General features: G+C 71.4%; 22 protein-coding genes. 7 read left to right on the top strand and 15 right to left on the bottom strand.

What is annotated here, in order from left to right; genetic code table 11:
* Positions 1-162 precede the first annotated feature (162 nt).
* Genes NDW01_RS13480 through NDW01_RS13460 form a run of 5 tightly spaced genes read right to left on the bottom strand, consistent with a single transcriptional unit; the run spans position 163 to position 4,759 of the window.
* Positions 163-1,119: an ABC transporter substrate-binding protein gene (locus NDW01_RS13480; RefSeq protein WP_252820396.1), complete on the bottom strand. Its 957-nt coding sequence runs from the start codon at positions 1,117-1,119 to the stop codon at positions 163-165.
* 23 nt (positions 1,120-1,142) lie between these two features.
* Positions 1,143-1,937 (bottom strand): amino acid ABC transporter ATP-binding protein, encoded by a 795-nt coding sequence (locus NDW01_RS13475; protein ID WP_305883777.1) that lies wholly within the window; start codon positions 1,935-1,937, stop codon positions 1,143-1,145.
* Positions 1,934-2,803, bottom strand: a complete 870-nt coding sequence (locus NDW01_RS13470) for an amino acid ABC transporter permease (RefSeq protein WP_252820393.1) — start codon at positions 2,801-2,803, stop codon at positions 1,934-1,936. The genes NDW01_RS13475 and NDW01_RS13470 overlap by 4 nt, the downstream gene beginning before the upstream one ends.
* Positions 2,804-2,838: 35 nt before the next feature.
* Positions 2,839-3,768 (bottom strand): ROK family protein, encoded by a 930-nt coding sequence (locus NDW01_RS13465; protein ID WP_252820392.1) that lies wholly within the window; start codon positions 3,766-3,768, stop codon positions 2,839-2,841.
* Positions 3,758-4,759, bottom strand: a complete 1,002-nt coding sequence (locus NDW01_RS13460) for an SIS domain-containing protein (RefSeq protein ID WP_252820390.1) — start codon at positions 4,757-4,759, stop codon at positions 3,758-3,760. Before NDW01_RS13460 ends, NDW01_RS13465 begins: the two co-directional genes overlap by 11 nt.
* Before the next feature lie 149 nt (positions 4,760-4,908).
* On the opposite strand from NDW01_RS13460, the gene NDW01_RS13455 reads away from it, so the two are divergent.
* From NDW01_RS13455 to NDW01_RS13440, 4 genes are all read left to right on the top strand, one after another.
* The gene (locus NDW01_RS13455; RefSeq protein ID WP_252820388.1) at positions 4,909-6,090 is read left to right on the top strand and encodes an ROK family transcriptional regulator; all 1,182 of its coding nucleotides are present in this window, start codon (positions 4,909-4,911) and stop codon (positions 6,088-6,090) included.
* Between the two features lie 552 nt (positions 6,091-6,642).
* Complete coding sequence (locus tag NDW01_RS13450) at positions 6,643-7,281, top strand: flavin reductase family protein (RefSeq protein WP_406567720.1); 639 nt, start codon at positions 6,643-6,645, stop codon at positions 7,279-7,281.
* A 222-nt stretch (positions 7,282-7,503) separates the two neighbouring features.
* Positions 7,504-7,989 (top strand): cupin domain-containing protein, encoded by a 486-nt coding sequence (locus NDW01_RS13445; RefSeq protein ID WP_252820384.1) that lies wholly within the window; start codon positions 7,504-7,506, stop codon positions 7,987-7,989.
* Between the two features lie 206 nt (positions 7,990-8,195).
* Positions 8,196-9,665 carry a hypothetical protein gene (locus tag NDW01_RS13440; protein ID WP_252820382.1) on the top strand — a complete coding sequence of 490 codons (1,470 nt, stop codon included), beginning with the start codon at positions 8,196-8,198 and terminating at the stop codon, positions 9,663-9,665.
* 28 nt (positions 9,666-9,693) lie between these two features.
* On the opposite strand, the gene NDW01_RS13435 is transcribed toward NDW01_RS13440, so the two are convergent.
* The 5 genes from NDW01_RS13435 to NDW01_RS13415 all read right to left on the bottom strand — a co-directional run bounded on the left by NDW01_RS13435 (position 9,694) and on the right by NDW01_RS13415 (position 14,838).
* Positions 9,694-12,114: an ABC transporter permease gene (locus NDW01_RS13435; RefSeq protein ID WP_252820380.1), complete on the bottom strand. Its 2,421-nt coding sequence runs from the start codon at positions 12,112-12,114 to the stop codon at positions 9,694-9,696.
* On the bottom strand, positions 12,111-12,806 hold the full coding sequence (locus tag NDW01_RS13430; RefSeq protein WP_252820669.1) for an ABC transporter ATP-binding protein: 696 nt from the start codon (positions 12,804-12,806) through the stop codon (positions 12,111-12,113). The genes NDW01_RS13435 and NDW01_RS13430 overlap by 4 nt, the downstream gene beginning before the upstream one ends.
* Before the next feature lie 26 nt (positions 12,807-12,832).
* Positions 12,833-13,357 (bottom strand): PadR family transcriptional regulator, encoded by a 525-nt coding sequence (locus NDW01_RS13425; protein ID WP_252820378.1) that lies wholly within the window; start codon positions 13,355-13,357, stop codon positions 12,833-12,835.
* 85 nt (positions 13,358-13,442) lie between these two features.
* Positions 13,443-13,619, bottom strand: a complete 177-nt coding sequence (locus tag NDW01_RS13420) for a hypothetical protein (protein WP_252820376.1) — start codon at positions 13,617-13,619, stop codon at positions 13,443-13,445.
* Positions 13,606-14,838 (bottom strand): PspC domain-containing protein, encoded by a 1,233-nt coding sequence (locus NDW01_RS13415; protein ID WP_252820374.1) that lies wholly within the window; start codon positions 14,836-14,838, stop codon positions 13,606-13,608. The genes NDW01_RS13420 and NDW01_RS13415 overlap by 14 nt, the downstream gene beginning before the upstream one ends.
* 129 nt (positions 14,839-14,967) lie before the next feature.
* Here NDW01_RS13415 and NDW01_RS13410 point away from each other — a divergent pair, with 129 nt between their 5' ends.
* Positions 14,968-16,134 (top strand): ATP-binding protein, encoded by a 1,167-nt coding sequence (locus tag NDW01_RS13410; protein WP_252820372.1) that lies wholly within the window; start codon positions 14,968-14,970, stop codon positions 16,132-16,134.
* Complete coding sequence (locus NDW01_RS13405; RefSeq protein WP_252820370.1) at positions 16,131-16,802, top strand: LuxR C-terminal-related transcriptional regulator; 672 nt, start codon at positions 16,131-16,133, stop codon at positions 16,800-16,802. Before NDW01_RS13410 ends, NDW01_RS13405 begins: the two co-directional genes overlap by 4 nt.
* A gap of 101 nt (positions 16,803-16,903) precedes the next feature.
* On the opposite strand, the gene NDW01_RS13400 is transcribed toward NDW01_RS13405, so the two are convergent.
* Positions 16,904-17,827: an AraC family transcriptional regulator gene (locus tag NDW01_RS13400; protein WP_252820367.1), complete on the bottom strand. Its 924-nt coding sequence runs from the start codon at positions 17,825-17,827 to the stop codon at positions 16,904-16,906.
* Positions 17,828-18,135: 308 nt separating this feature from the next.
* Between NDW01_RS13400 and NDW01_RS13395 the strand changes: the two genes are divergently transcribed.
* Positions 18,136-18,909, top strand: a complete 774-nt coding sequence (locus NDW01_RS13395) for an alpha/beta hydrolase family protein (protein WP_252820365.1) — start codon at positions 18,136-18,138, stop codon at positions 18,907-18,909.
* A 115-nt stretch (positions 18,910-19,024) separates the two neighbouring features.
* Here NDW01_RS13395 and NDW01_RS13390 read toward each other — a convergent pair whose 3' ends face one another.
* From NDW01_RS13390 to NDW01_RS13375, 4 genes are all read right to left on the bottom strand, one after another.
* Positions 19,025-19,519: a beta-class carbonic anhydrase gene (locus NDW01_RS13390; RefSeq protein WP_252820363.1), complete on the bottom strand. Its 495-nt coding sequence runs from the start codon at positions 19,517-19,519 to the stop codon at positions 19,025-19,027.
* A gap of 94 nt (positions 19,520-19,613) precedes the next feature.
* The gene (locus tag NDW01_RS13385; RefSeq protein WP_252820361.1) at positions 19,614-20,051 is read right to left on the bottom strand and encodes a GNAT family N-acetyltransferase; all 438 of its coding nucleotides are present in this window, start codon (positions 20,049-20,051) and stop codon (positions 19,614-19,616) included.
* A gap of 21 nt (positions 20,052-20,072) precedes the next feature.
* On the bottom strand, positions 20,073-21,014 hold the full coding sequence (locus NDW01_RS13380) for a nucleoside hydrolase (RefSeq protein WP_252820360.1): 942 nt from the start codon (positions 21,012-21,014) through the stop codon (positions 20,073-20,075).
* A 31-nt stretch (positions 21,015-21,045) separates the two neighbouring features.
* Entirely contained in the window at positions 21,046-21,756 is a 711-nt protein-coding gene (locus NDW01_RS13375) for a PIG-L deacetylase family protein (RefSeq protein ID WP_252820358.1), read from the bottom strand.
* Between the last annotated feature and the right edge of the window lie 76 nt (positions 21,757-21,832).

Here is a 21,832-nt window from a genome sequence, read left to right as displayed (position 1 = left end):
GCGCCAGGGCCCGGGTCGCCCGGCGGAGCCGGGCGACCCGCTCGGTGAAAAGCGGGCCCGCCCGGTGCTTTGAGCCGCTTTAAGCTGGTTCGGGTCCGCCATAAGACGCCGCGCAGGCGGCGAGGCCCGGGCACCGGGGTGAGCGGGCCTCGCCGTCGGTCTTCAGTTGATGTCGAGGAAGGTGCCCTCGTACTTGGCGGCGTCGTTGATGGCCACCTTGGGGAGTTCGTTCTGGGTCAGGCCCGCCTGCTGGTACAGGGCCCCGTAGGCGCCCGACGTGATGAGTTCGTCGAACGTGTCGGCGATGACGTGCGTCAGCGTCGTGCCGTCCGCGTTCTTGGGCAGCGCGACCGCCTGGTATCCGACGCCGTAGCGCTTCTGGGTGACGACTTGCAGGCCGCGGCCCGTTCCAGAACCGTGCTTGCTCGTGTAGACGGCGGTTCCGAAGGTGTCGAGGAACGCGTCGGCCCGGCCGTTCCGTACGGCGAGGTAACCTTCGGCCGCGGTCGGAAGCGGGGTCACCTTGATCGCGGAAGAGCACCGCGCGCTCTGCTTGGCGATGAGCTGCTGGGAGATGCTGCCCTGTGTGACGGCGACGGAATGGCCGCACAGCCCGTTGAGCGAGGTGACCGAATCAGGATTGCCCTTGGGTACGATGATCGCGGTGCCCTCCGTCTGGTAACTGACGAAGTTCAGCACCTTTTCGCGTTCCGATGTGTCGCTGATGGTGGACATTCCCATGGTGAACCGGCCGGCCTGAATTCCAGTGAGGATCCCGGAGAAGCCGATCGTCCGGAACGCGATCTTCATGCCCAGCCGGCAGCCGAGGGCCCGGGCCATGTCGATCTCCAGACCGGTGAGCCGGCCGTTGCTGTCCTTGTAGGTGTACGGCGGGGAGTCGCCCGCGGTCGCGACCGTCAACTGGCCGGAATCGCGGATCGCCGCAGGCAGTTTCGCCTTGAGCGCGGGATTGGCGTCCACCTTCACGCCCGCGACGGTGCAGCCCGACGCCGCGACGGCGCCGCCGGCGGCGGTCGAGGTCGATGCCGATGATCCGCCACCCGAGGAGCAGGCACCGAGCGCCACGGCACCGGCGACCGCCAGGGCTCCCAGGAACAATGGGCGATTTGACGACAGGGCCATTACATTACCCTTCTCAAGAAAGCGCGGGCACGCTCGGTTCGGGGATTGGAGAAGAATTCGCCCGGCGCTCCGCTCTCGACGAGCAGGCCGCCGTCGAAGAAAGCGACGCGATCGGCGACCTCACGCGCGAAGCTCATCTCGTGCGTGACGACGATCATGGTCATGCCGGATCGGGCGAGGTCCTTCATGACGGCGAGGACCTCGCCGACGAGTTCGGGGTCGAGCGCCGAGGTCGGCTCGTCGAAGAGCATCAGGTCGGGGTCCATGGCGAGGGCCCGGGCGATCGCCGCGCGCTGCTGCTGCCCACCGGAGAGCTGTCTCGGGTACATGTCCCGCTTCTCGGCGAGGCCGACCCGTTCGAGCAGTTCCTCCGCGCGGCGACGGGCCTCCTGAACGGGCCGGCCCTTGACACGCACCTGAGGGTCGATGGCGTTCGTGAGCACGGTCATGTGCGCGAACAGGTTGAACTGCTGGAACACCATGCCGATGCGGGACCGGCGCTCGGCGGTCTCGCGTTCCTTCATCTCGTACAGCCGGTTTCCCTGCCGGCGGTACCCGACGAGTTCGCCGTCCACGTAGAGGGCGCCTCCGTCGATGCGCTCCAGGTGGTTGATGCACCGCAGGAAGGTCGACTTCCCACCGCCGGACGGGCCGAGGATGCAGGTCACCTCACCGGCGTTGGCCACGAAGTCGACGCCGGACAGCACCTCGACGTTCCCGTAGCTCTTCCGTACCCCGATCGCCTCGACCATCGGGGAGGCCGTTCCGCGGGTCTCCTCGTTCCGGCCGGTCATGCGGTCTTCTCCGGACGTACCACCGGCCGACGGCCGGTCAGCCGGCTGAGGAACGAGCGGCCGCCTCCGGGTGCGACGCTCCACCGGTACCTCTTCTCCAGGTAGTGCTGCCCGATGCTCGCGACCGTGGTCGCGACGATGTACCAGAAGCTGGCGACCAGCAGCAGTTCGATGACCTTGAAGTTCGCCGACGAGATCGACTGGGCGTGGGTGAGGAGGTCCGCCGCCCCGATGACCGAGACGAGAGACGTGGCCTTCAGCATCCCGATGACCTCGTTGCTGGTGGGCGGGATGATGACCCGCATGGCCTGGGGGAGGACGATCCGTCCCATGATCTGGCCGGGCCGGTAGCCGAGAGCGGACGCCGCCTCGGTCTGGCCGCGGTCGATCGAGAGGATCCCGGCCCGGACGATCTCCGACATGTACGCCGCCTCGTTCAGGCCGAGACCGAGGGTCGCGGCCACGATCGGGGTGACGACGTGGTTCGTCGAGACCCTCATGCCGCCGATCGCGATCACCGGTATGAACAGCGCGATGTTGTACCAGAACAGGATCTGGACCAGCTGGGGGATGCTCCGGATGAACCACACGTATCCCGCGCTCACCGTACGGAGGACGGGGTTCTTCGACAGGCGCATCACGGCGAGGAGCGTGCCGAGCAGGATGCCGATGACCATGGCCAGCACGGTCAGTTCGAGCGTCACCAGGACACCGCTCAGGATCGCCGGATCACCGAGATAGGACCCGACGGTTCCCCAGTCCACGTTGGGGCTGGTGACGAGCACGTAGAGCAGGGCGGCGACGACCGCGACCGCCACGATCGCCCCGGCCAGGCGTCCCCAGTGCCGCAGCTTGACGACCTGCATGTCCTCCGATCTCGCGGCACGCGACGGCGCGGCCGTCATGCGAGGACATCCCGTCCGCCCGGCGCGGAGGGTGTGGCGCCTCCGCGCGCGAGTTCCAGAGCGCCGACCCAGCACGACATCCCGTCGAGCGCCGCGGGCACGATGGGCACGTCGCGGGCGTGCTCCGGGACGATGCGCCGGCGCGCGGTCTGGACCGCCGATTCCCGGTACGCGTCGGCGCCGGTGCCGAGTCCGCCGCCGATGACCACGATGTCCGGGTCGTAGATCATGATGAGGTCGGCGACGAGTGCGCCCAGGTGCCAGGCCGCATGGTCGATCACGGTCGTCGCCCGCTCGTCACCGTTCCCGGCGGCGCGGAAGACCTCGCGCGCGTCGTGGCGGGGATCGCCCGACCACGCTCGCGCGATCGCCGACCCCGAGGAGATGTCCTCGACGGTGGACTCGTCGCAGAGCGGCGGCCAGGGACAGCGGGCCGGTGAGGTGTACCCGCTGAAGTACGCGGAGCGGTGCGCCCCCGCCAGGGGTTCGCCCTGGTGGACGAAGCAGTGGGCGACACCGGTCCCGACCGTGACGTACAACAGGTGACGGCTGCCGGCGCCGGCCCCGCGAACGAGTTCTCCCATGGCCCCGGCCTCGGCGTCCGCGACGGTGACGACCGACCGGCCGGCCGTGCTCAGACGCTCGCCGGGGTCGATGCCGGTCCAGCCGAACCACCCGCGCGGATCGCGCAGGGTCGCGTCGGCGTTCAGCGTCGTCGCGACGGAGAGGCCCACGGTCTCGGCGCCGCGCAGCGCGGGGTGCGCGAGCAGCCGCTCGATGGCGGCGAGGTTCGCGGTGCCGCCGCCCGGCGTGGTCGGCTCGGTGCCGACGCTCACCGGCCTGCCGGCCTCGTCGAGATAACCCGCGGCGATCTTGGTGCCGCCCACGTCGACACCGGCGTACGCCACGCCGTGCTCACCCGACATGGAGGTCGTCCTCATCGGTGATCGAGTGAGAGGTGTAGCGGAACTGTCCGGCGGGGATCCCCGCCGTCTCGCCCCAGTGGTAGGCCAGGATGGCCACGACGGTGAGCGCGACGAGCGGGCCGACCGTGTCGTCGGTGGCCAGCGGGACGTCGGCGTCGTCCGGGCCGACGACGAGGACGTCGGGGGTGATGGCGCGGAGGGCGCGGGCGAACGACGCGTCCAGGCGAGCGGCGCCGCCGTCACGGGCGGCGAAGACGACGGACAACTGGCGGGGGGAGATGGCCTCGATCGGGCCGTGACGGTAGGTGCTCGACTCCCACCCGGCGGCGGGCACGCGAGCGATCTCCCGGGTGATCAAAGTGGCCTGGACCGCCGTCGCCGCGTACGCGCCCCGGCCGAAGAACTCGGCGTACGCCGGGGCGGCGGGATGCAGGGCGGTGATCGAGTCGAGGGAGTCGAGGGCGGCGGCGGCCGCGGGGCCTGCGGAGGAGAAGTCAGGCGGGGCGGTGCCGTCCGCGGCCGCGGCGAGCTTGCACAGCGTCGTGTACGTGGTCGCGAACGGTCCGTACGGAACGTGCGTCTCCTCGGTCAGCCGCTGGTCGATGACGACGTCGCACAGGAGCGCGAGGGGGCTCGTCGGCTCGTTGGTGATGCAGATGACGCGGCCGTGGCCGGTGGCGCGGAGGGTCTCCGCGGCCCTGATCGTCTCGATGCTGGTGCCGCTGTAGGACACCAGGACGACGACCTCGTCGCTGCTGACCGTGCGTGAGCTCGAATGAACGAGGTGGGAGGCGAGCTCGGCGCGGGCGTCGATGCCGAGGCCGAGGAAGTACTCGACAGCGGCACAGGCCGCGTTGTACGAGCCTCCCATGGCCACGATCCGGAACTGTCGGGCACCGGCGACGAGCCGGGCTGCGGCGTCGGGCAGGGGCCGGGTCGAGAGTTCCGCGAGCGAGGTGGGGATGTGGGCGAAGGTGGAGGAGAATTCCATGATCCAATCGATGCTTCGACTCGAGGGGATAGGGTTAGTTCGGCCGATGGACGAACTAATGTTGGTACGGTAACCGAACGAACTAACCGTTTCAAGACCGGACCCGGAGGATCGACGCGCCGGGAACAGGACCGGCTGAAGGAGGATGGGTGGCGCGCAGGAACCTGTCGGAGAGTGCCAGCAAGGCCCTCGCCGCTCTGCTGGAGCTCGGACCTTCCAGCCGTCCGGCTCTCAGCCAGGCGACCGGTCTGTCGAAGCAGACCATCTCCCTCGCCATAAGCGAGCTCGAAGATCACCGGCTGGTCGAGGTCGTCACCTCCCAGCAGGGACACACCGGCCGTTCGGCGTCCGTCTACGATCTGGCCTCGGACGCGGGGTGGCTGCTCGGCGTGGACCTGGGCTCCACTCACCTCCGCCTCGCGGCCACGACCCTGCGCGGAAGGCTCCTGGTGGAGACGGAGGTCTCCGTACCGGCCCTGTCTCAGAGCGCGAACACGGATCTCTCACAGTTCGCCGGCGATCCCATCGACGCCTTCATCACGAAGACGGAGGCCGAGCACGGCAGAGTGCAGGCCGCGGGCGTTGCGTTGTCGCGGGCCGTGCCCGCGCTGACGGACTGGCAGGCCGCCGGAATCGATGACCACGGCGACCTGGCGTCCATCGCAGCCCGCCTCGGCATCCCGGGAGACGTTCCTCTCTACCTGGAGAACAACGTTAACTGCGCGGCCCTGGGCGAGCTCCGCCACGGCCGGGCGACGCGTCACAGCGACTTCGCCTACCTGCAGATCGGCGTCGGGATCGGGGCGGGGATCGTCACGCGGGGAAGCCTGCTGCGTGGCGAGAAGGGAGAGGCGGGGGAGCTCCGCCGGCTTCCGTCGCCCTTCACCGACGGCCCGGAGTTCGCCGACGCCGAGGACGCCTTGAGCGTCTCCGGCATCCTCGCGCGCTACGCCGCCCGCGCGGGAACGGACTCCGGCATCTCCGTGAAGGAGGTGTTCCGCAACGTGGAGACGGATCCCGTCGCGGCGGAGGTCGTACGCGCCGAGGCCCGGGGGATCGCCTATCTCGCCGTGGTCCTGGCGGCCGTCGCCGACCCGGGGGCGATCGTGCTCGGCGGCGGGGTCGGGCAGAACGCCATCCTCCTTCCGGTGATCGAGCAGGAGGTACGACGCCGTGGGCTGGACATCGACATCACCGTGGGCTCGCTCGGCGACAGCGCGACCCTCGCCGGTGCCACCGCACTCGCCGCCGAGCTCACCCTCGGAGCGCTCCTCGGGGAGGCGCACGCCCCGCGAGCCCTCCTGGGGTACGGCGGACCCTGGCCGACCTGACGTTCCATCGCCGAGGCGAGGGTGCTGCGGGTGCACGCTGCGGCCGACATCGTCGTGCCCGGCACCTCCCATGTCGATCCGGCCCGCTGGAGCCCGCTGGTCTACGACTTCCGGTACTACTTCGGCCTGGACTCGCGGCCGGCCTTGCGGGCCGCGCGGCGTTTGACGCGGAACGCCGGTGACCTGCGCACTTGTTGCCATGCCAGCGCGCCGGATGACGACCGCCCACGTGGCCTCTCGCCGCGCTGTGTCCTTCGTGTCGTTGTCGCCGACCCAGCGACAGGTCCCCGGGGCCGTCGAGAGCGGTGGCGGCGGTACCGCATTCGCTCGCCGGGTGACCCATCGCGTTTCGTGCCGTCTACTCACGGAAGACGAATTCTCCTGGGAGTAGACGGCCCCAGGAGAACACCTCCCGGGGGCCAGGTGATTCGCCAGAGTCATCCCCTTTTCGTGCTGCGCCGCGAACCACAGGTCGAATTCCTGCCAGCGGTGGCCGGCGAGAGAAGGCAGGGTCGTCCCGACGGTGATCGCGACGACGTGAGGACGGGGAGCATGCACCAGGTGGCCGAGTTGAAAGTGCTGTACTTCGGGACCCCGGTGGTCCTGATCGGCTCGCGGAACGAGGACGGGTCGCCGAACCTCGCGCCGATGTCGTCCGCCTGGTGGCTGGGCGACCGCTGCCTGCTGGGCCTCGGCAACAGCGGCCAGACCACGGCGAACCTGCGCCGGGAACGCGAGTGCGTGCTGAACCTGGTCCCTTCCTCGATGGTCGACGCCGTCGACCGGATCGCGCTGCTCACGGGAACGCCCGAGGTCACGGAGTTCAAGCGGGAACGCGGCTACCGGTCCGAGCGGGACAAGTTCGGGGCGGCCGGGCTCACCGAGCAGCCCGCCGATCTGGTCCGGGCGCCGCGCGTCCAGGAGTGCCCGATTCAACTGGAGTGCGAGGTCGAGGCGATCCACCCGTTGGAGGGCCCGGACCTGCGGGCGACGGCCTTCCAGGTGCGGGTCCTCCGCGCCCACGTCGAGGAAGAGCTGATCATTCCGGGGACGCACTACGTCGATCCGCTGCGGTGGGATCCGCTGATCATGAAGTTCTGCGAGTTCTTCGGCGGCGGGGAGAACATCCACCCCTCACGGCTCGCCGAAGGCTGGAAGATGCCGCACCGGCTCGAACACGCGCTCGGCTGAGACCGGGTCGCCTTCATCGGAGCTTCCGCGTCGGCGCGGAGGACGCGCCGACGGCCCGCGCGCCGCCCGCGGCGGGGCCGAAACGCCGGTTCCACCTGGGACGCAGCCGTACGGGCCGCGCGGCGTTTGACGCGGAACGCCAGTGACCTGCACACTTGATGCCATGCCAGCGCGCCGGATGACGACCGCCCACGTGGCCTCTCGCCACGCGGTCGCCGCGCTGTGTCCTTCGTGTTGTTGTCGCTGATCCCGTTCCAGCCGACCGTCAGCCTGCGGCACGCCGCCGCGCCACCGAAGGACTTCCCGGTGAACCTTTCCGTCATCCCGGATTTGACCATGCAGGGCGCCGACAGCCCGTTCTCCACCCGTCCGACCGTCACGGTCGGCCGCCTGGCCGGGCTCGTCCGTGAGCTCGCCGCCAGCCCCGGCGACTGGTGGCACCTCGCCCGCTTCGACGGCGTGCCCGTGCGGCTGCTCGGCGAGGCGGAGGTCTGGCTGTCCGCGTGGCCGCCCGGGCACCGCGCCGCCCCCGTCGCCGACGTGCTGGCGGTGCTCGCCGGGGAGCTGTCGGAGCGCACGATCACCGATCACGGGGTCGCGGAGCGCGCCGTACGGGCGAACCGGATCCGCGTGTACGGCGCGGGGCATCCGCGTGAGCTCGTGAACCCCGGCCCGGCGTACGCCGTCAGCCTCCACGCGACCGTCTAGACCGGCGTACGCGGCGGTCCGGCCCGGCGCTCGTGATCGGCCGGTACGCGCGGGCGTACGCGGCGGCGGTCCGGCGCTCGCGATCGGCCTTCGCACGGCCGTCCGGTTCACGCGGTCGGCGCGCACGCGACCCTCAGATGAGCGTTCGGTGAACACCGTCTCCGACCCGCTGCAACTCCGATATTCCGCCCTTACGGTCATGTCACATGTCCCGCGTCTTTTCCTGGGTGATGCTGGGGGTGAGCATCGTCGCGATGGGCGCGGCGATGGTGCTCGGCACCTCGGCGGCCGTGCCGTACTTCGGACCGACCTGGCCGTTCCTGACATTCGGCGGAACCCCGTCCTCGGGGACGGTCACGACCCTGACGTGGATCGCGGCGGTGACCGCGGGCGCCGGAGTGCTGGCCGGGCTGTACGCCCTGCGCGGGGGCGTGTGGGTGAGCCCCCGGCGGCTGCTGATCGCCGGTGCCGTCGTCGCCTGCGTGTACGCGATGCTGCCGCCCGCCGGCTCCGTCGACATGATGAACTACGCGATCTACGGGCGGATCGCCGACCTGGGCCGGGACCCGTACGTCACGACCCCGCTGCGGCTGGCGCACACCGGCGACCCGGTCGGCCTGCTGATGCCCAGCGGCTGGCAGCGGGTTCCCACGGTGTACGGGCCGATCATGACGTTCATCCAGTGGCTCGCCGCGCACTTCGGCGGGAACTCGATGGCGCGGATCATCTTCCTGCTCAAGTGGGCCAACGCGGCCGCGTTCGTCGGCACCGGGGTGATCCTGCACCGGATGACCGGCCCCGACCCGGTGCGCCGGCTCCGGGCCTGCCTCCTGTGGACGGCGAACCCGCTGATCCTGTTCTGGATGGTGGGCAGCGGGCACGCGGACGCCTTCGCGGTGTTCTTCCTGGTCGCCGCCCTGTACGCGGCGCGGCGCTCGGCGTTCGCGGGCGGGGTGCTGGGCGGGGCGGCGGTCGCCGTCAAGGCGTCGTTCCTGTTCCCCGCGGTCGGGCTGGTCGTCGCCGCGTGGCTGTCCCCGGCGCGGTTCCGGCGCGCGGCGGCCAGTGCCGTGGGTCTCCTGCTGGTCGCCGGCGGCGGCTACCTGCTCGCCGGGCCGGCCGCGCTGAACTCGCTGAACGCCCGCCTCGGCCGCAAGAAGGACCGGTACCTGCCGGTCCCGGAGTACATCCTGACCCACCACGGCCTGTACACGCTGTGGATGGGGGCGCTCGCGGTCGCGCTGACGGCCTTCCTGTGGTGGCGGTCCGGCCTGCCGTTCGCGCTGTGGCGGCGGCCGTCCGACGAGACGCGGCGGCTCCCGCTCGACGTGCTGCCCGTGGCGGTGCTGGCGTTCGGCACCACCCTGGTCTCGCCGCTGCAGTACCCCTGGTACGACGCCATGCTGCTGCCGGTCCTGGCGCTGCTGTCCTACCGCCGCCTGGACTGGATGCTGATCCTCCGGGGCGTCATGCTCGGCGTGTTCACGCTGCCCGGCGTGCGCGTGAACGGCTACCAGCACTTCTACGTGCGCTGGGCGAACCTGGTCTGGCTGATCGTCTTCATCGTCGTCGTCTGGTGGGGGACCCGGCGTACGGGCGCCGAACCGTCCGCCGAGTCCCCGACCCTCTCCTCGCCGTCCTCGGTGTCGCCACCGTCGTCCTCGCCGGCCCCGGCCTGACCGCGTCCCGGCGGGCGGTACGGTCGCCTCACTCGGTGCGCAGGCCCTCCGGGTCCATCAGGCGCCGTACGGTCGGGAGGCTGAACGCCGTCACCAGGAGCACCACGCCGGCGGCGGCGCCGCAGATGCCGGTGACGGCCGCCCAGTTGATGGAGACCGGCTTCTCGGACATCTTCAGCAGGAGCGCGCCGATACCGGTCCCGGCCGGGACCGCCAGCAGCAGGCCCAGCACCATCGGCACAGTGGTCTGCCACAGCACCGACCGATTGAGGACGGAGCGCCGGGTGCCGAAGGCGACGAGCATCGCCAGCAGGCGGCGCCGCTGCTTCATCTGTTCCAGCACCGTCACCAGCAGGACCGCCCCGATCACCAGCAGGGCGGCGATCGCGCCGATGAACAGGCCACGGCGGACCGCGCCGAACCCGTTGTCCTCCTGAGTCCCCGTCAGCATCATCACATCGGCCATCGGATCGAGGGCCGCCACGGCGTTGCGCATCCGCTCCACGGCGTCCCCGTCGGCGGTGTTCACCCGTACGAGCATGGTGACGTGCGCCGTCCGGAGGATGCGGGGGTCGACGGCGGAGGGGGTGGCGAAGACGCCCTCCTCGGTCTGGCCGAGGGGGTTGGTCCGCTGCCCCGCCGGGCGCGCGGACTTGGGGATCCGCCACGACGGGCCGCGGCCTCCACCGGTGTCCTCGTCGGCGTCGACCCGGACGGTCTCGCCCGGCCGTGGGGCGCGTCTCCCGAGACCGGCGATGAAGACGTCACCGTCGGCGCAGCGGCCGATCCGGATCACCTCCCGGAGAGCGGGACAGTCGGCGACGGTCAGCGTCACCCAGGAGTCGTCCTTCTTAGCGCCCGGGAGGAGCACGCTCGTGGTGGCCTTGGCCAGAGCCCCGCGCACGCCGGGCGCGGAGCCCAGCCGCGCGGCGGCCCCGGCGGCGCGCGTACCGTCGACGGCCCCGCGGAAGGTCACCTGAGCCTGCGCGCGCGAGGTGTTCTGGCCGGTCTCCTGCACGTAGTCGCCGCGCACGCCGGTGAACATCGTCTGCAGCGCGATCGCTCCCGCGACCGCGACGACGATGCCGCTGACGGCGCGCACGGAGGTCCCGCCGTCCAGTTGCAGCCGGCGTACGGCGAGATGCCAGGACAGCCCACCGCCGCTCCCGAGGCGGCCGACGACCGCCTCGACGATCCACGGCAGCAGGGTCGCGATGCCGATGAGCAGCAGCGCCACCCCCACCGCGACCTGGTACTCGTTGAAGCTTCCCAGCCGCTGAACCCCGCGGAGCAGCGGATACAGCAGGGCGAGGCCGATGAAGGGGACGATCGGGCGCCACCAGAGCCGGCGCCGGGTACGAGTCGCGCTGCGGACGACACCGAGCGGCTCGATCATCACCTTCCGCAGGGAGAAGAGGGTGACGAGCACCGACGAGACGGGAACGGCCAGTGCGATCAGCACCGCGGGCTGGAGCGCGGGCCGGACGTCGGAGGTGAAGAAGCCGACGCCGAACACCGTGACCTGCTCGACGAACACCCGGACGACCAGGAACATCAGCGCGCCGACCAGCAGTCCGAACACCGAGGCCAGCAGCGCCTCCGCCGCGGCGAAGCGCCGCGCCATGCGCTGGTCGGCGCCCATCAGGCGCAGCGCGGCGAGCCTGTGGTCGCTGGATTCGCCGCCGAAGCGCATGGCCGTGCCGATGAACACCGCGACCGGCAGCAGCAGGACGACGAAGGCGATCACCACGAGCAGCACCAGCACCGGGCCGAGACTCTGGCCGGGGGAGCGGCTGCCGAACGACGTGACGCGCACGACGAGGCCCGATCGCAACGTGAGCCGGTCGCTGCCGGCGTAGTAGGCGTACTCCTGCGCGCCTCCGAGGCCGGCGTGGCCGATCCTGCCGACGACGCGGTAGCCGAGACGCGGCCGCAGCAACGCGTCCTCGCGCGAGGACAGCAGGTCCGCCAGCGCCGGTGACACCACCATCTCGCCCGGATTCGGGAACGCCGCCACCCCGGGCGGGAGCGGTGCCCGCGGCCCCTCCGGCCTGAGGACCCGGCCTCTGATCGACTTGCCGTAGAAGTCGGTGTCCTGCACACCGATGAGGAGCGAGCGGTCCGAAGGCCTCGACATCTCCGCCGATCCGTAGTCGCGCGCCGCGGTCCGCTCGCCACGTGCGTGGAGCATCGTCGGCATCGAAGCGGCGACCAGGAGCATCATCACGCCGAGCCCGACGCCGACCGCGGTCATCGCGATCCTGCTCCACCCGGAGCGTCCGCCCGCGAACGCCAGCCGGACACCGAGCGCGAGGTCGCCGGACCACCGCGCGTACCAGGGGCGCGCCGCGGGCCGCGAACGCGCGGAGGCCGCGCTGCGGTGCGGACCCGCGGAGGGCGTGCTGCGGTGCGGACCCGCGGAGGCCGCGCTGCGGGGCGGACGGCTCACGAGGGCTCGCCTTCCCGCGTCCGGCCGTCGCGGACCACGACCTCGCGATCCGAGTAGGCGGCGACCCTTGCGTCGTGGGTCACCAGCAGGACGGCGGTGCCCATCCGCCGGGCGGACGCGGTGAGCAGGTCCATCACCTTCTCGCCGTTCAGCGAGTCGAGCGCGCCCGTCGGCTCGTCCGCGAAGATCACGCTGGGGTCGGCCGCGAGCGCTCGGGCCACCGCGACCCGCTGGCCCTGGCCGCCGGAGATCTCTCCAGGCCGTTTGGCGGCGACGTCGGCCACCTCCAGCGTCTCCAGCCATTCCGCGGCCTTCGCCTCGGCTGCACGCTGCCGGGCGCCGCCGAGGCGCAGCGCCAGCGCGACGTTCTCCAGGCACGACAACTCCGGTACGAGCTGCCCGAACTGGAAGATGAACCCGAACTCCGTGCGGCGGAGCGCGCTGCGGTCCGCGTCGGACATGGTCGTCAGGTCGTCGTTCCGGTAGACGATGCGCCCCGAGTCCGGTCGCACGATGCCGGCCATGCAGTGCATCAGCGTGGACTTTCCGGATCCGGACGGGCCCATGAGCGCCACCACCTCGCCGGCCCGGATGTGCAGCGAGGCGCCGTCCAGCGCCCTGCTCGGACCGAACGCCTTGTGCAGGTCGACGCCGTACAGCAGCGGCGGGGCGTCGGGCCGGCCGCCGGTCATCGGCGCCTCCGAGAAGAGCGCGTGGCTCACCGGCGCACCTCCTTCGCGAGCTCGCCGAGCCGCGCGGCGGTGAGTTCCAGCCAGCGCAGGTCCGCTTCGAGGTGGAAGAGGGCGTGATCGCAGATGAGCTTGTCGGCGAGGTCCCCCTGCTGCTTGCGGCGGGTGAGCTCGCGCATGAGGCGCAGGTGCTCCGTCCGCTGGGCGTCGAGGACCTCGGCGGCGGCGCGGCCGGTCAGCAGGGCCAGCACCACTTTGGTGTACAGGGTGCTCTGCAGGTACGGCTCGGGCTTCTCCGGCTGCGCGAGCCAGTGCTCGACGTCGGTGACGCCGGCGTCGGTGATGGTGTAGCACTTGCGCTCGGGGCCGCCGCCCGGCTCGACGCTCTCCACCTCTACGAGCCCGTTCTTCAGCAGCCGGGCGAGGGTGGAGTAGACCTGCCCGTAGTGCAGGGGCCGGTCCCGTCCGAATCGTTCGTCGTACGCGCGCTTGAGGTCGTAGCCGTACCGCGGGCCCGACTCCAGGAGGCCGAGCAGAGTCTGTGCGACTGACATGCGCGCGACTATACACACAATATATACACCGCGTGTATAGCGCAGGAGCGGTCAGATCGTTCTCTTCGATGCGGGGGCGGATCCGTCAGGGTTCGTGGCGCCGGGAGCGGAACAGCCCCCGGAGCACGAGCACGATCCCCAGCGCGACGGCGACGCCGGGGGCCGCCCAGACGGGCGGACGCCCGCCGAGATAGCACACGGCGACGCCGAGGAACACCACCGCCGCGATCAGCGAGGACGGGTCGAACCTATGCCGGAACACGCGTGACCTCCATGTCCCCGACCTTTCCGCGCAGTCGCAGCGCGATGACCGGCGCCGCGCCCACCGGGGGGGCCTCCGGATCGAGCACGCGCTTCACCTTCGCCCGGGGGCCGCCGATGATCTGCCGGTCCACGGTGATGTCACCGAGGAACGACTGGGCGTCCAGCTCGACCCGCGCCGTGGCGGGCAGCCTGACCATGAGCACGCCGAGCGTCACGGTCGCGGTGACGCGGACCCGCTGCCCGGGAGTCAGCGGCACCGTGGTCAGATCGACCGTGCCCTCCCCGACCAGGACCTTGTGGGACTGCTCGGCGTTCGACACGTCGGCGAGTCGCCAGGTCGTGGCGTGCGTTCTTCGCGCGACGGCCGGATCGCCGGCGATCGAGCTCGATGCGAGTGCCAGAGACATGATCGCTCCAACGAAGATCAGCTTGCGGTCCCGGCCGAACCAGGAGCCGATGAGAAGACCGGCCGACACCACGACGAGTGCGCCGGCGATGATGATCTGGAGGCGGCCGAGGTCCGGTCGCCGATCTCCGGCGGCGTACAGCACGCCCGCCACCAGGAGGGCGGTCACCAAAGTGCACGCCGTCAGGTAGGACCGACGCCGACGCGGAACGGCGGACGAGGGCCATGGCGGCGAGGGGGGAGGCGGATCCGTCTCGAGCGGTTCTGTTCCGAGCGGTTCCGTGCGCGCCAGACGAGCAAGATCGATCATACCGTCGGGCGCCCGATAGGAGGGGCCGGGGGCGACCGGAGGAGTCCACGACGACAGCGGACGGCCCCGCGCGGCCTCCGGCAGGCCGCGCGTCAGTCCCACGAGGTCGACGCCGCGCGAGCGCGCGACGACCAGGGCCAGCGCGAAGACGACGAACGCCGCGAGGGCGTCCGGGGAACCCCAGTCGCCCGCGGCCGCGAACACCGCCGAGGCGCCCAGGGCCGCGCCGAGCAGCGCCAGCGCGCCGTCGCCGTCGAACAGCCGCCGGGCCCACCGCTCGATCTTCGAGGGGCCGCCGTCGGGCGCGCCCATCAGCAGGAACGCGAAGACGTACAGCAGGACGCCGACCCCGGTCGTGAGGACGAGCAGCGCGAAGCCCACGCGGAACACCACCGGGTCGATCCGGGTGTACCGCGCGAGACCGGCGCACACTCCCGTGATGAGCCGGCCCTCCTGGGCCCGGGTGAGCCGCCGCGGCGGCGCGCCGCTGTCCTCGGTCATGGGCCTATCGTCGCGAACGCCGTTCCCGGTCACCATCCGGGACACCCCTGACCCTTCCCTGAGCATCTCGGGGTCGGCCCAGGGACAGCCCCGATGCGATCAGTGGCGGAGACGTGTGACGATCGGCGTGTGCCCGAGAACCCTGGTGAGGCCGCCGACGCTCCCCCGCGCCTCGAACGACGCGCCGACGGCCGGATCGCCGCCGGCGTCTGCCGTGGCCTGGCCGACCACCTCGGGATCGACCTCGTCATCGTCCGCGTGGCGTTCGCCGTGCTCATCGGCGCCGGCGTGGGCGTCATCGCCTACGTGGCGCTGTGGCTGCTCGTCCCGCAGCGGTCCGACGTCCGGCCCCGGCGCGACTGGACGCAGCTGTTCGCGTACGGCGTGCTCATCGGCGTGCTGTCGGCGTTCACGCTGACCTCGGTCACCGAGCGCCGGGCGCTGTGGCCCCTGGTGGCGGGCGGCGTCGGCGTCGGCATCATCTGGCAGCAGGCCGACCCCGAGCACCGGCGGCGCTGGGTCCGCAACACCCGCTCCCTGTGGATCCGCAGCGTCGTCGGCGCGGCCCTCGTCATCGCGGGGCTCGCCGCGTTCCTGCTGCAGAACATCCAGCACGTCGGGCAGGTCCTGCTGGGCTCCACGATCGTCCTCGCCGGGGTCGGCGTCATCGTCACGCCCTACCTGCTGCGCATGTGGCACGACCTGGACGACGAGCGCCGGGAGCGGATCCGATCACAAGAGAGGGCCGAAGTGGCCGCACACGTACACGACTCGGTGCTGCACACGCTCACGCTGATCCAGCGCAACGCGCACGACCCGAAGGAGGTCCAGCGGCTGGCGCGCGCCCAGGAGCGGGATCTGCGCGCCTGGCTGTACCAGCCGAAGGCCGACGCCGAGCAGGCGCTCGCCCCCGCCGTACGGAAGATCTCCGCCGAGGTGGAGGATCACCACGGCGTCCCGATCGAGGTCGTGTGCGTCGGCGACTGCCCGCTCGACGAGCGGCTCGGCGCGATGCTGCAGGCCGCCCGCGAGGCCATGGTCAACGCCGCGAAGTACGGCGGCGGAGCGAACGGCGAGACGCCCTCCGTCTCGGTCTACGCCGAGGTGGACGGCGACGAGGTCATGATTTTCGTACGGGACCGGGGCCGGGGATTCGACCTCGACGCCGTACCGGTGGACCGCATGGGCGTCCGGGAGTCCATCATCGGACGGATGGAGCGCAACGGCGGCAAGGCGGAGATCCGTACGGCTCCGGGCGAGGGAACCGAAGTGAGACTGGAGTTGAAGCGCTCATGACTCGTGTGGTGCTGGTCGACGACCACCAGATGTTCCGCAGCGGTGTGAAGGCCGAGCTGGGCGACTCGGTGGAGATCGTCGGGGAGGCGGGCGACGTGGACGAGGCCGTCGAGGTCATCGCGGCCACGCGGCCCGACGTCGTGCTGCTCGACGTCCACCTGCCGGGCGGCGGAGGCGTCGAGGTGCTGCGCCGGGTGCTCGGCGGCGCGCGTAGCGGCCCCGCCGAGGGGGCGACGGCGGACCAGGCGGCGCCGACGCGCTTCCTCGCCCTGTCGGTGTCCGACGCGGCCGAGGACGTCATCGGCGTGATCCGCGGCGGCGCCCGCGGCTACGTCACCAAGACGATCTCCGGCCCGGAGCTGACGAGCGCGATCGGCCGGGTCGCCGAGGGCGACGCCGTCTTCTCACCGCGTCTGGCCGGATTCGTGCTGGACGCGTTCGCCGCGACCGACGCGCCGTCCATCGACCCCGAGCTGGACCAGCTCACCCAGCGCGAGCGCGAGGTGCTCCGGCTGATCGCCCGCGGGTACGCGTACAAGGAGATCGCCAAGGAGCTGTTCATCTCGGTGAAGACCGTCGAGACGCACGTGTCCTCGGTGCTGCGCAAGCTGCAGCTGTCCAACCGCCACGAGCTGTCCCGCTGGGCCGCCGCCCGCCGCCTCGTCTGACGGCGACCCCGCCTGGATCGGTGGTGACCCCGCCTGGATCGGCGGCGGGCCTTGCGCCGGGCCGGGAGCGCCGGGTGGTGTCGCCGCCGGCGCGCCGATGGTCACGATGCTTGCCGGAGCCGATGCCGGTAGCGCAGGGGCGCCTCGCCCACCTCGCGTTTGAAGGCGGTGCTGAAGGCGCTCTCCGAGGTGTACCCCAGCTGCGCGGCGAGTGCCCCGATCCGGACGTCGTCGTCGCGCAGCGCCCGCTGGGCCAGCAGCATCCGCCATGAGTTGAGGTAGGTCAGCGGGGGGACACCCGCCACGGAGCGGAAGCGCACGGCGAACGACGTCCGCGACATCGCCGCCGCACGGGCCAGCTCCTCCAGCCCCCAGGACCGCCCGGGTTCGCCGTGCATGAGAGCGAGCGCGGGACGCAGCCGGTCGTCGGTCAGCGCCCGCAGCCATCCCGGCGGCGGCTCGGCCTGCCCGAGGTACGCCCGGAGCACCTCCAGGAGGAACAGCTGGGCGTGCTGGCGTATCGCGAAGGCGGCGCCCATCCGCTCGCCCGTCACCTCCTCGACCAGCCGGTCGACGCACGCGCGCAGGGCGGGCGCGGCGGAATCGGATGCCCGGATGACCGCCACGGGCGGCAGCGCCTGCGTCAACAGCGCCGCACCGGCCGGGTCGAGCTCGACGTGGCCGCCGAGGATGACGTCGTCGACGGCAAAGTCCGCGCCGTCGACGCGCAGGGCGTACTCGCCCGCCTCGGGCGTGAACTCCACGGGCGGCCCGTCACCGGCGCCGCCCTCGACACGCAGCCACGAGCGGCCGGTCATGACCGCGACGTCGCCGGCCTCCATCGCGATCGGGGCGTCGAGCCCGTCGGTCAACAACCGGCACCGGCCGCGGACCATCACCGACAGCTTCAGCGGGCTCGTGATGGCGGACCGCGTCACCCAGGGGCCGCGCACCGCGAACGCGCCGGAGATCTGGCCGCGAACGTCGATGAGGTCGAACACCTCTGACAGCTGGTCGATGACCATGGCTGAACTCTCGCGAAGAAAGTTCGTCCTGTCAAGCATTCTCCGTTCAATCGAACGGCCGCAGACTAGAGCCATAGCCGCCCTCATGAAGGAGCACTCCATGGAATGCAACGATCCCGCGAAGGACCCGTCGGCGTATGCCGCCGGGTTCCCGGTGACGAGTCCCACGCCCGTCACCTCCTACCATCCCGTCCTGATCGACGTTCCCGGGCGCCCGATTCCGCTGGCGGTTCGCGTATCGGCTCCGGCCGTCGGTGGTGATCTGCCAGTGATCGTTCTCTCGCACGGGGCACGGCCCGTCGACCTTCGTGCCCTCGTTCTACGGGTACGGCCCGTTGGTGAACTTCTGGGCCGCGCACGGGTTCGTCGTCATACAGCCCACGCACCTCGACGCCACGTTCCTCGGCCTACGAGAGGCCGATGACCCGGATGCGCCGTTGTACCTGAGGTCACGGGCCGAAGATCTGCGCCAGATCGTGGACCACCTCGGCGATATCGAGCGCGCCGTTCCGGGACTGGCGGGGCGCCTGGACGCCGGCCGGATCGCCGCCGTCGGTCACTCGGCCGGCGGTCACACGGTCGGCCTGATCTCGGGCCAGACCATCACCGACGCCGGCGACGGGTCGACGGTGGGAGCCGTCGACGGACGCTTCGGCGCCCGTGTCATGATCGCCGCGCCCGGTCGCGGTGCGGACTTGAACGGCCCGGCGGCGCAGCCCTACGCGGCGCTCACCAGCACCGAATTCGACGGCATGACGCCGAAGGTCCTCATCGTCGTCGGAGAGAGGGACTGGAACTCCTTCTTCTCCGACCGGAAGGACTGGCGAAGCGATCCCTACACCGCGGCTCCCGCGCCGAAGACCCGGCTGGAGATCTTCGACGCGGAGCATGGCCTGGGCGGTATCTCGACCTTCGACGCGGCCGAGACCACCGACGAGAACCCCGACCGTGTCGCTGCCGTACGAGCGCTCATCTGGGCTTATCTGCGGAGCGAGCTCTACCCCGAAGATCCGGCCTGGGCGCGGGCGACGGCGGTGCTCGCCGGCGGCACGGCACCGACCGGACGCGTCGAGTCGAAGTAGACCCTGCCCTCACGCGACGAAACCGCGAGGACCGACGATGATGGTGGCGTTCTGCCCGCCGGGCCCTCGGCCGGGCGGAACGCGGTCCTCGCGGTCGGATCCGGCCGAGGTGGTACTAGACGGTGACCTCGCGCAGCTCACCGGACTTCACGTCGAAGACGAAACCGCGCACGGACTCCTTGTGCGGGACGAACGGGTTCGCCGTGATCCGCGCGATCGACTGGCGCACGTCCTCGTCCACGTCGGTGAACGACTCGACCGCCCAGTCCGGCCTGAGACCGGTGTCGGCGAACAGCTGCTCGCGGAACCCGTCGTCGGTGATGCCCTGCATCCCGCAGCCGGTGTGGTGGATCAGCACGATCTCGCGGGTGCCCAGCATCCGCTGGCTGATCGACACCGAGCGGATCACGTCCGGGGTGACGACGCCGCCGGCGTTGCGGATGATGTGCGCGTCGCCGATCTCCAGGCCGAGCAGGCCGAACATGTCGAGGCGGGCGTCCATGCACGCCACGATCGTCACGTGCCGTGACGGCGCCGCCGACATGCCTTCGGCGTCGAAGCCCTCGCGGTAGCGCCGGGCGTTCTCCAGCAGTTCATCGGTGACGGACATGCGTGACGGCTCCCCTCTCGAGAATGGATCACTCCATTCCATCACGAAGCCGGTTTCCGGAATTCCCCGCCCCTCGATGCCGCCGGGAGCGCGGTCAGCGGCGGACCATGGGGACGTGGGGGATGCCGTCCTCGACGTACTCCGGCCCGTCCTCGGCGAAGCCGTACTTGGCGTAGAAGCCCGCGACCCGCGTCTGCGCGTCGAGCCGCACCGTACGGTCGCCGGTGACCTCCAGCGCGGCCTCCATGAGCCGCCCCGCCAGCCCGGCCCCGCGCGCGTGCGGCGCCGTCACGACCCGCCCGATCCGTGCCCCGTCGGGATCCTCCAGCACGCGCAGGTACGCCTCCGGGGCCCCCGAGTCGCCGGCCAGCCACACGTGCCGGGTGCCGGGCTCGGTGTCCCGACCGTCCAGCTCCGGGTACGGGCACTCCTGCTCCACGACGAAGACGTCCACGCGGAGCCGCAGCAACGCGTAGAGAGTGCCGGCGTCCAGCTCCGCGAAGGCCGCGACCTGCGGTTTCCTGTCACCCATGGCCGAGAATCCTAGAAGCGTTCACAGCAGGGCGGCGAGGAGGCGGTCCTGGAAGGCCGCCACGTCGCTCGCGACGGCGATCTTCACGACCGGGCGGTCGCCCTCGTCGGCGTACGACCGGCGGTCCCACAGCGTCGCGCCGCGGGTCCGCTCGCCGCGCAGCTCCACGCGTACGGGCCGCTCGGCGTACTCACAGAGCGACGGGTCGACGGCCAGCATCGCGGCCAGGGCGTCGTGGATGACCGCGCCGCGCATGCCGAGGGAGGGCGAGTAGGCGGTGGCGTAGAACTCCAGGATCCGGGCGGCGAACCGGGCGAGGTCGGAGTCCGCCCCGGCCAGGCGGTCCAGCCACGCCCCGTCCACCGCCGTCGGGTGGGTGGCGTCGAGCGGCACGAGCGTGACCGGCCAGCCCGCGCTCAGCACGAGCTCGGCGGCCTCCGGGTCGTGCCAGATGTTGGCCTCGGCGTGGCTGGTGACGTTCCCCTGGTGGTCGAACGCCCCGCCCATGATCACCACCTCGCGGAACATCGTCGGCAGCGACGGCTCCAGCAGCAGCGCGATGGCGAGGTTCGTGAGGGGGCCGACGGCCACCAGCGTCAGCTCGCCGGGCCGTTCCCGGCCCAGCCGGATGATCTGCTCCGGCGCGGTCGTGTCGACCGGGCGGCCGGCCGGCTCGGGCAGGTACGTGTCGCCCAGGCCGTCGGCGCCGTGCCAGTCGGGCGCGTAGTCCACGTCCTGGGCCATGGGGCGGACGGCGCCCACGGCGACGGGCACGCCGGACAGGCCGGCGCGTTCGAGGACGCGGAGGGTGTTGAGCGCGCCGACCTCGGGGGCGACGTTGCCGTGCACCGTGCCGACGGCGACGAGCTCCGCCTCCCCGGCCTTCACGAGCTTGGCCAGGTACAGCAGGGTGATCGCGTCGTCGATGCCGGTGTCGCAGTCGAGCAGGATCTTCGGTGCCAACGTCGTCCGTCTCTCTTCGTTCGGGGCAGGGCTATTCGGCCGGGACGACCTGGAACACCTCGGCCAGGCGGCCCTCGGGCAGACCGCCGCCGCGGGCGTTCGCGCCCATCCAGCCGCGCAGCATCGGCTCCAGGTCATCGCGGTGGGAGACCTGGCTGACGTGCGCGCGGAGCGCCGCGAGCTTGCGGTCGAAGACGTCGGTGACGTCGACGTACCGGTTCAGGGACGGCCCGCCGGTCATCCAGATCTCCCGGGCGGTCCAGGCCTCCAGGCCCTCGGCGCGCAGCTCCGGGAACGCGTACGGGTTGCGGGCGTCGGGGTAGACGGCGTCGAACGCCGCCGAGCCGACCGCGCGGTGGTCCGGGTGCCCGGCGTAGATCCGGTCGTAGTTGCGCTCGGGGCTGGGGATGACGACCCGGTCGGGACGGACCTGCCGGATCACCCGGGCGATGTCGCGGCGCAGGTCGAGGGTCGGCTCGACGCGCCCGTCCGGGTAGCCGAGGAAGCGCAGGTCGGTGACGCCGACGCACTTGGCGGCCGCCGTCTGCTCCGCCCGGCGCAGCGGGCCCATCTCCTCGCGCGGGACGTCGTCGTCGAACCCGCCCGCGTCGCCGTCGGTGACGAGGAGGTAGGAGACCTCGATGCCGGCCTCGACCCAGGTCGCGACCGTGCCGGCACAGGAGAAGTCGATGTCGTCGGGATGGGCCATCACCACGAGAGCGCGCTGAACGTCGTCGATCACGGTCGTCATCATAGGAAATGTGCTCCTTTAACCCCTCAATCAGCCACAACTCTGGCGCCGGAGGGGGCGATGCGGG

This window comes from Actinoallomurus soli (genome assembly GCF_024055715.1).
GTDB classification, from domain to species: domain Bacteria; phylum Actinomycetota; class Actinomycetes; order Streptosporangiales; family Streptosporangiaceae; genus Actinoallomurus; species Actinoallomurus soli.
The sequence above is the reverse complement of the archived record's forward strand: the minus strand, read 5'-3'. Positions and strand labels throughout refer to the sequence as shown.

Bases quoted from the DNA above. Each gene is read 5' to 3' on its own strand.
- NDW01_RS13405 (WP_252820370.1), top strand. From the start codon at position 16,131: ATGACTCGTGTGGTGCTGGTCGACGACCACCAGATGTTCCGCAGCGGT.
- NDW01_RS13425 (WP_252820378.1), bottom strand. From the start codon at position 13,357: ATGTCAGTCGCACAGACTCTGCTCGGCCTCCTGGAGTCGGGCCCGCGG.
- NDW01_RS13450 (WP_406567720.1), top strand. From the start codon at position 6,643: ATGCACCAGGTGGCCGAGTTGAAAGTGCTGTACTTCGGGACCCCGGTG.
- NDW01_RS13415 (WP_252820374.1), bottom strand. From the start codon at position 14,838: ATGACCGAGGACAGCGGCGCGCCGCCGCGGCGGCTCACCCGGGCCCAG.
- NDW01_RS13390 (WP_252820363.1), bottom strand. From the start codon at position 19,519: ATGTCCGTCACCGATGAACTGCTGGAGAACGCCCGGCGCTACCGCGAG.
- NDW01_RS13465 (WP_252820392.1), bottom strand. From the start codon at position 3,768: ATGTCGGGTGAGCACGGCGTGGCGTACGCCGGTGTCGACGTGGGCGGC.
- NDW01_RS13440 (WP_252820382.1), top strand. From the start codon at position 8,196: ATGTCCCGCGTCTTTTCCTGGGTGATGCTGGGGGTGAGCATCGTCGCG.
- NDW01_RS13460 (WP_252820390.1), bottom strand. From the start codon at position 4,759: ATGGAATTCTCCTCCACCTTCGCCCACATCCCCACCTCGCTCGCGGAA.
- NDW01_RS13400 (WP_252820367.1), bottom strand. From the start codon at position 17,827: ATGGTCATCGACCAGCTGTCAGAGGTGTTCGACCTCATCGACGTTCGC.
- NDW01_RS13475 (WP_305883777.1), bottom strand. From the start codon at position 1,937: ATGACCGGCCGGAACGAGGAGACCCGCGGAACGGCCTCCCCGATGGTC.
- NDW01_RS13385 (WP_252820361.1), bottom strand. From the start codon at position 20,051: ATGGGTGACAGGAAACCGCAGGTCGCGGCCTTCGCGGAGCTGGACGCC.
- NDW01_RS13430 (WP_252820669.1), bottom strand. From the start codon at position 12,806: ATGACCGGCGGCCGGCCCGACGCCCCGCCGCTGCTGTACGGCGTCGAC.
- NDW01_RS13470 (WP_252820393.1), bottom strand. From the start codon at position 2,803: ATGCAGGTCGTCAAGCTGCGGCACTGGGGACGCCTGGCCGGGGCGATC.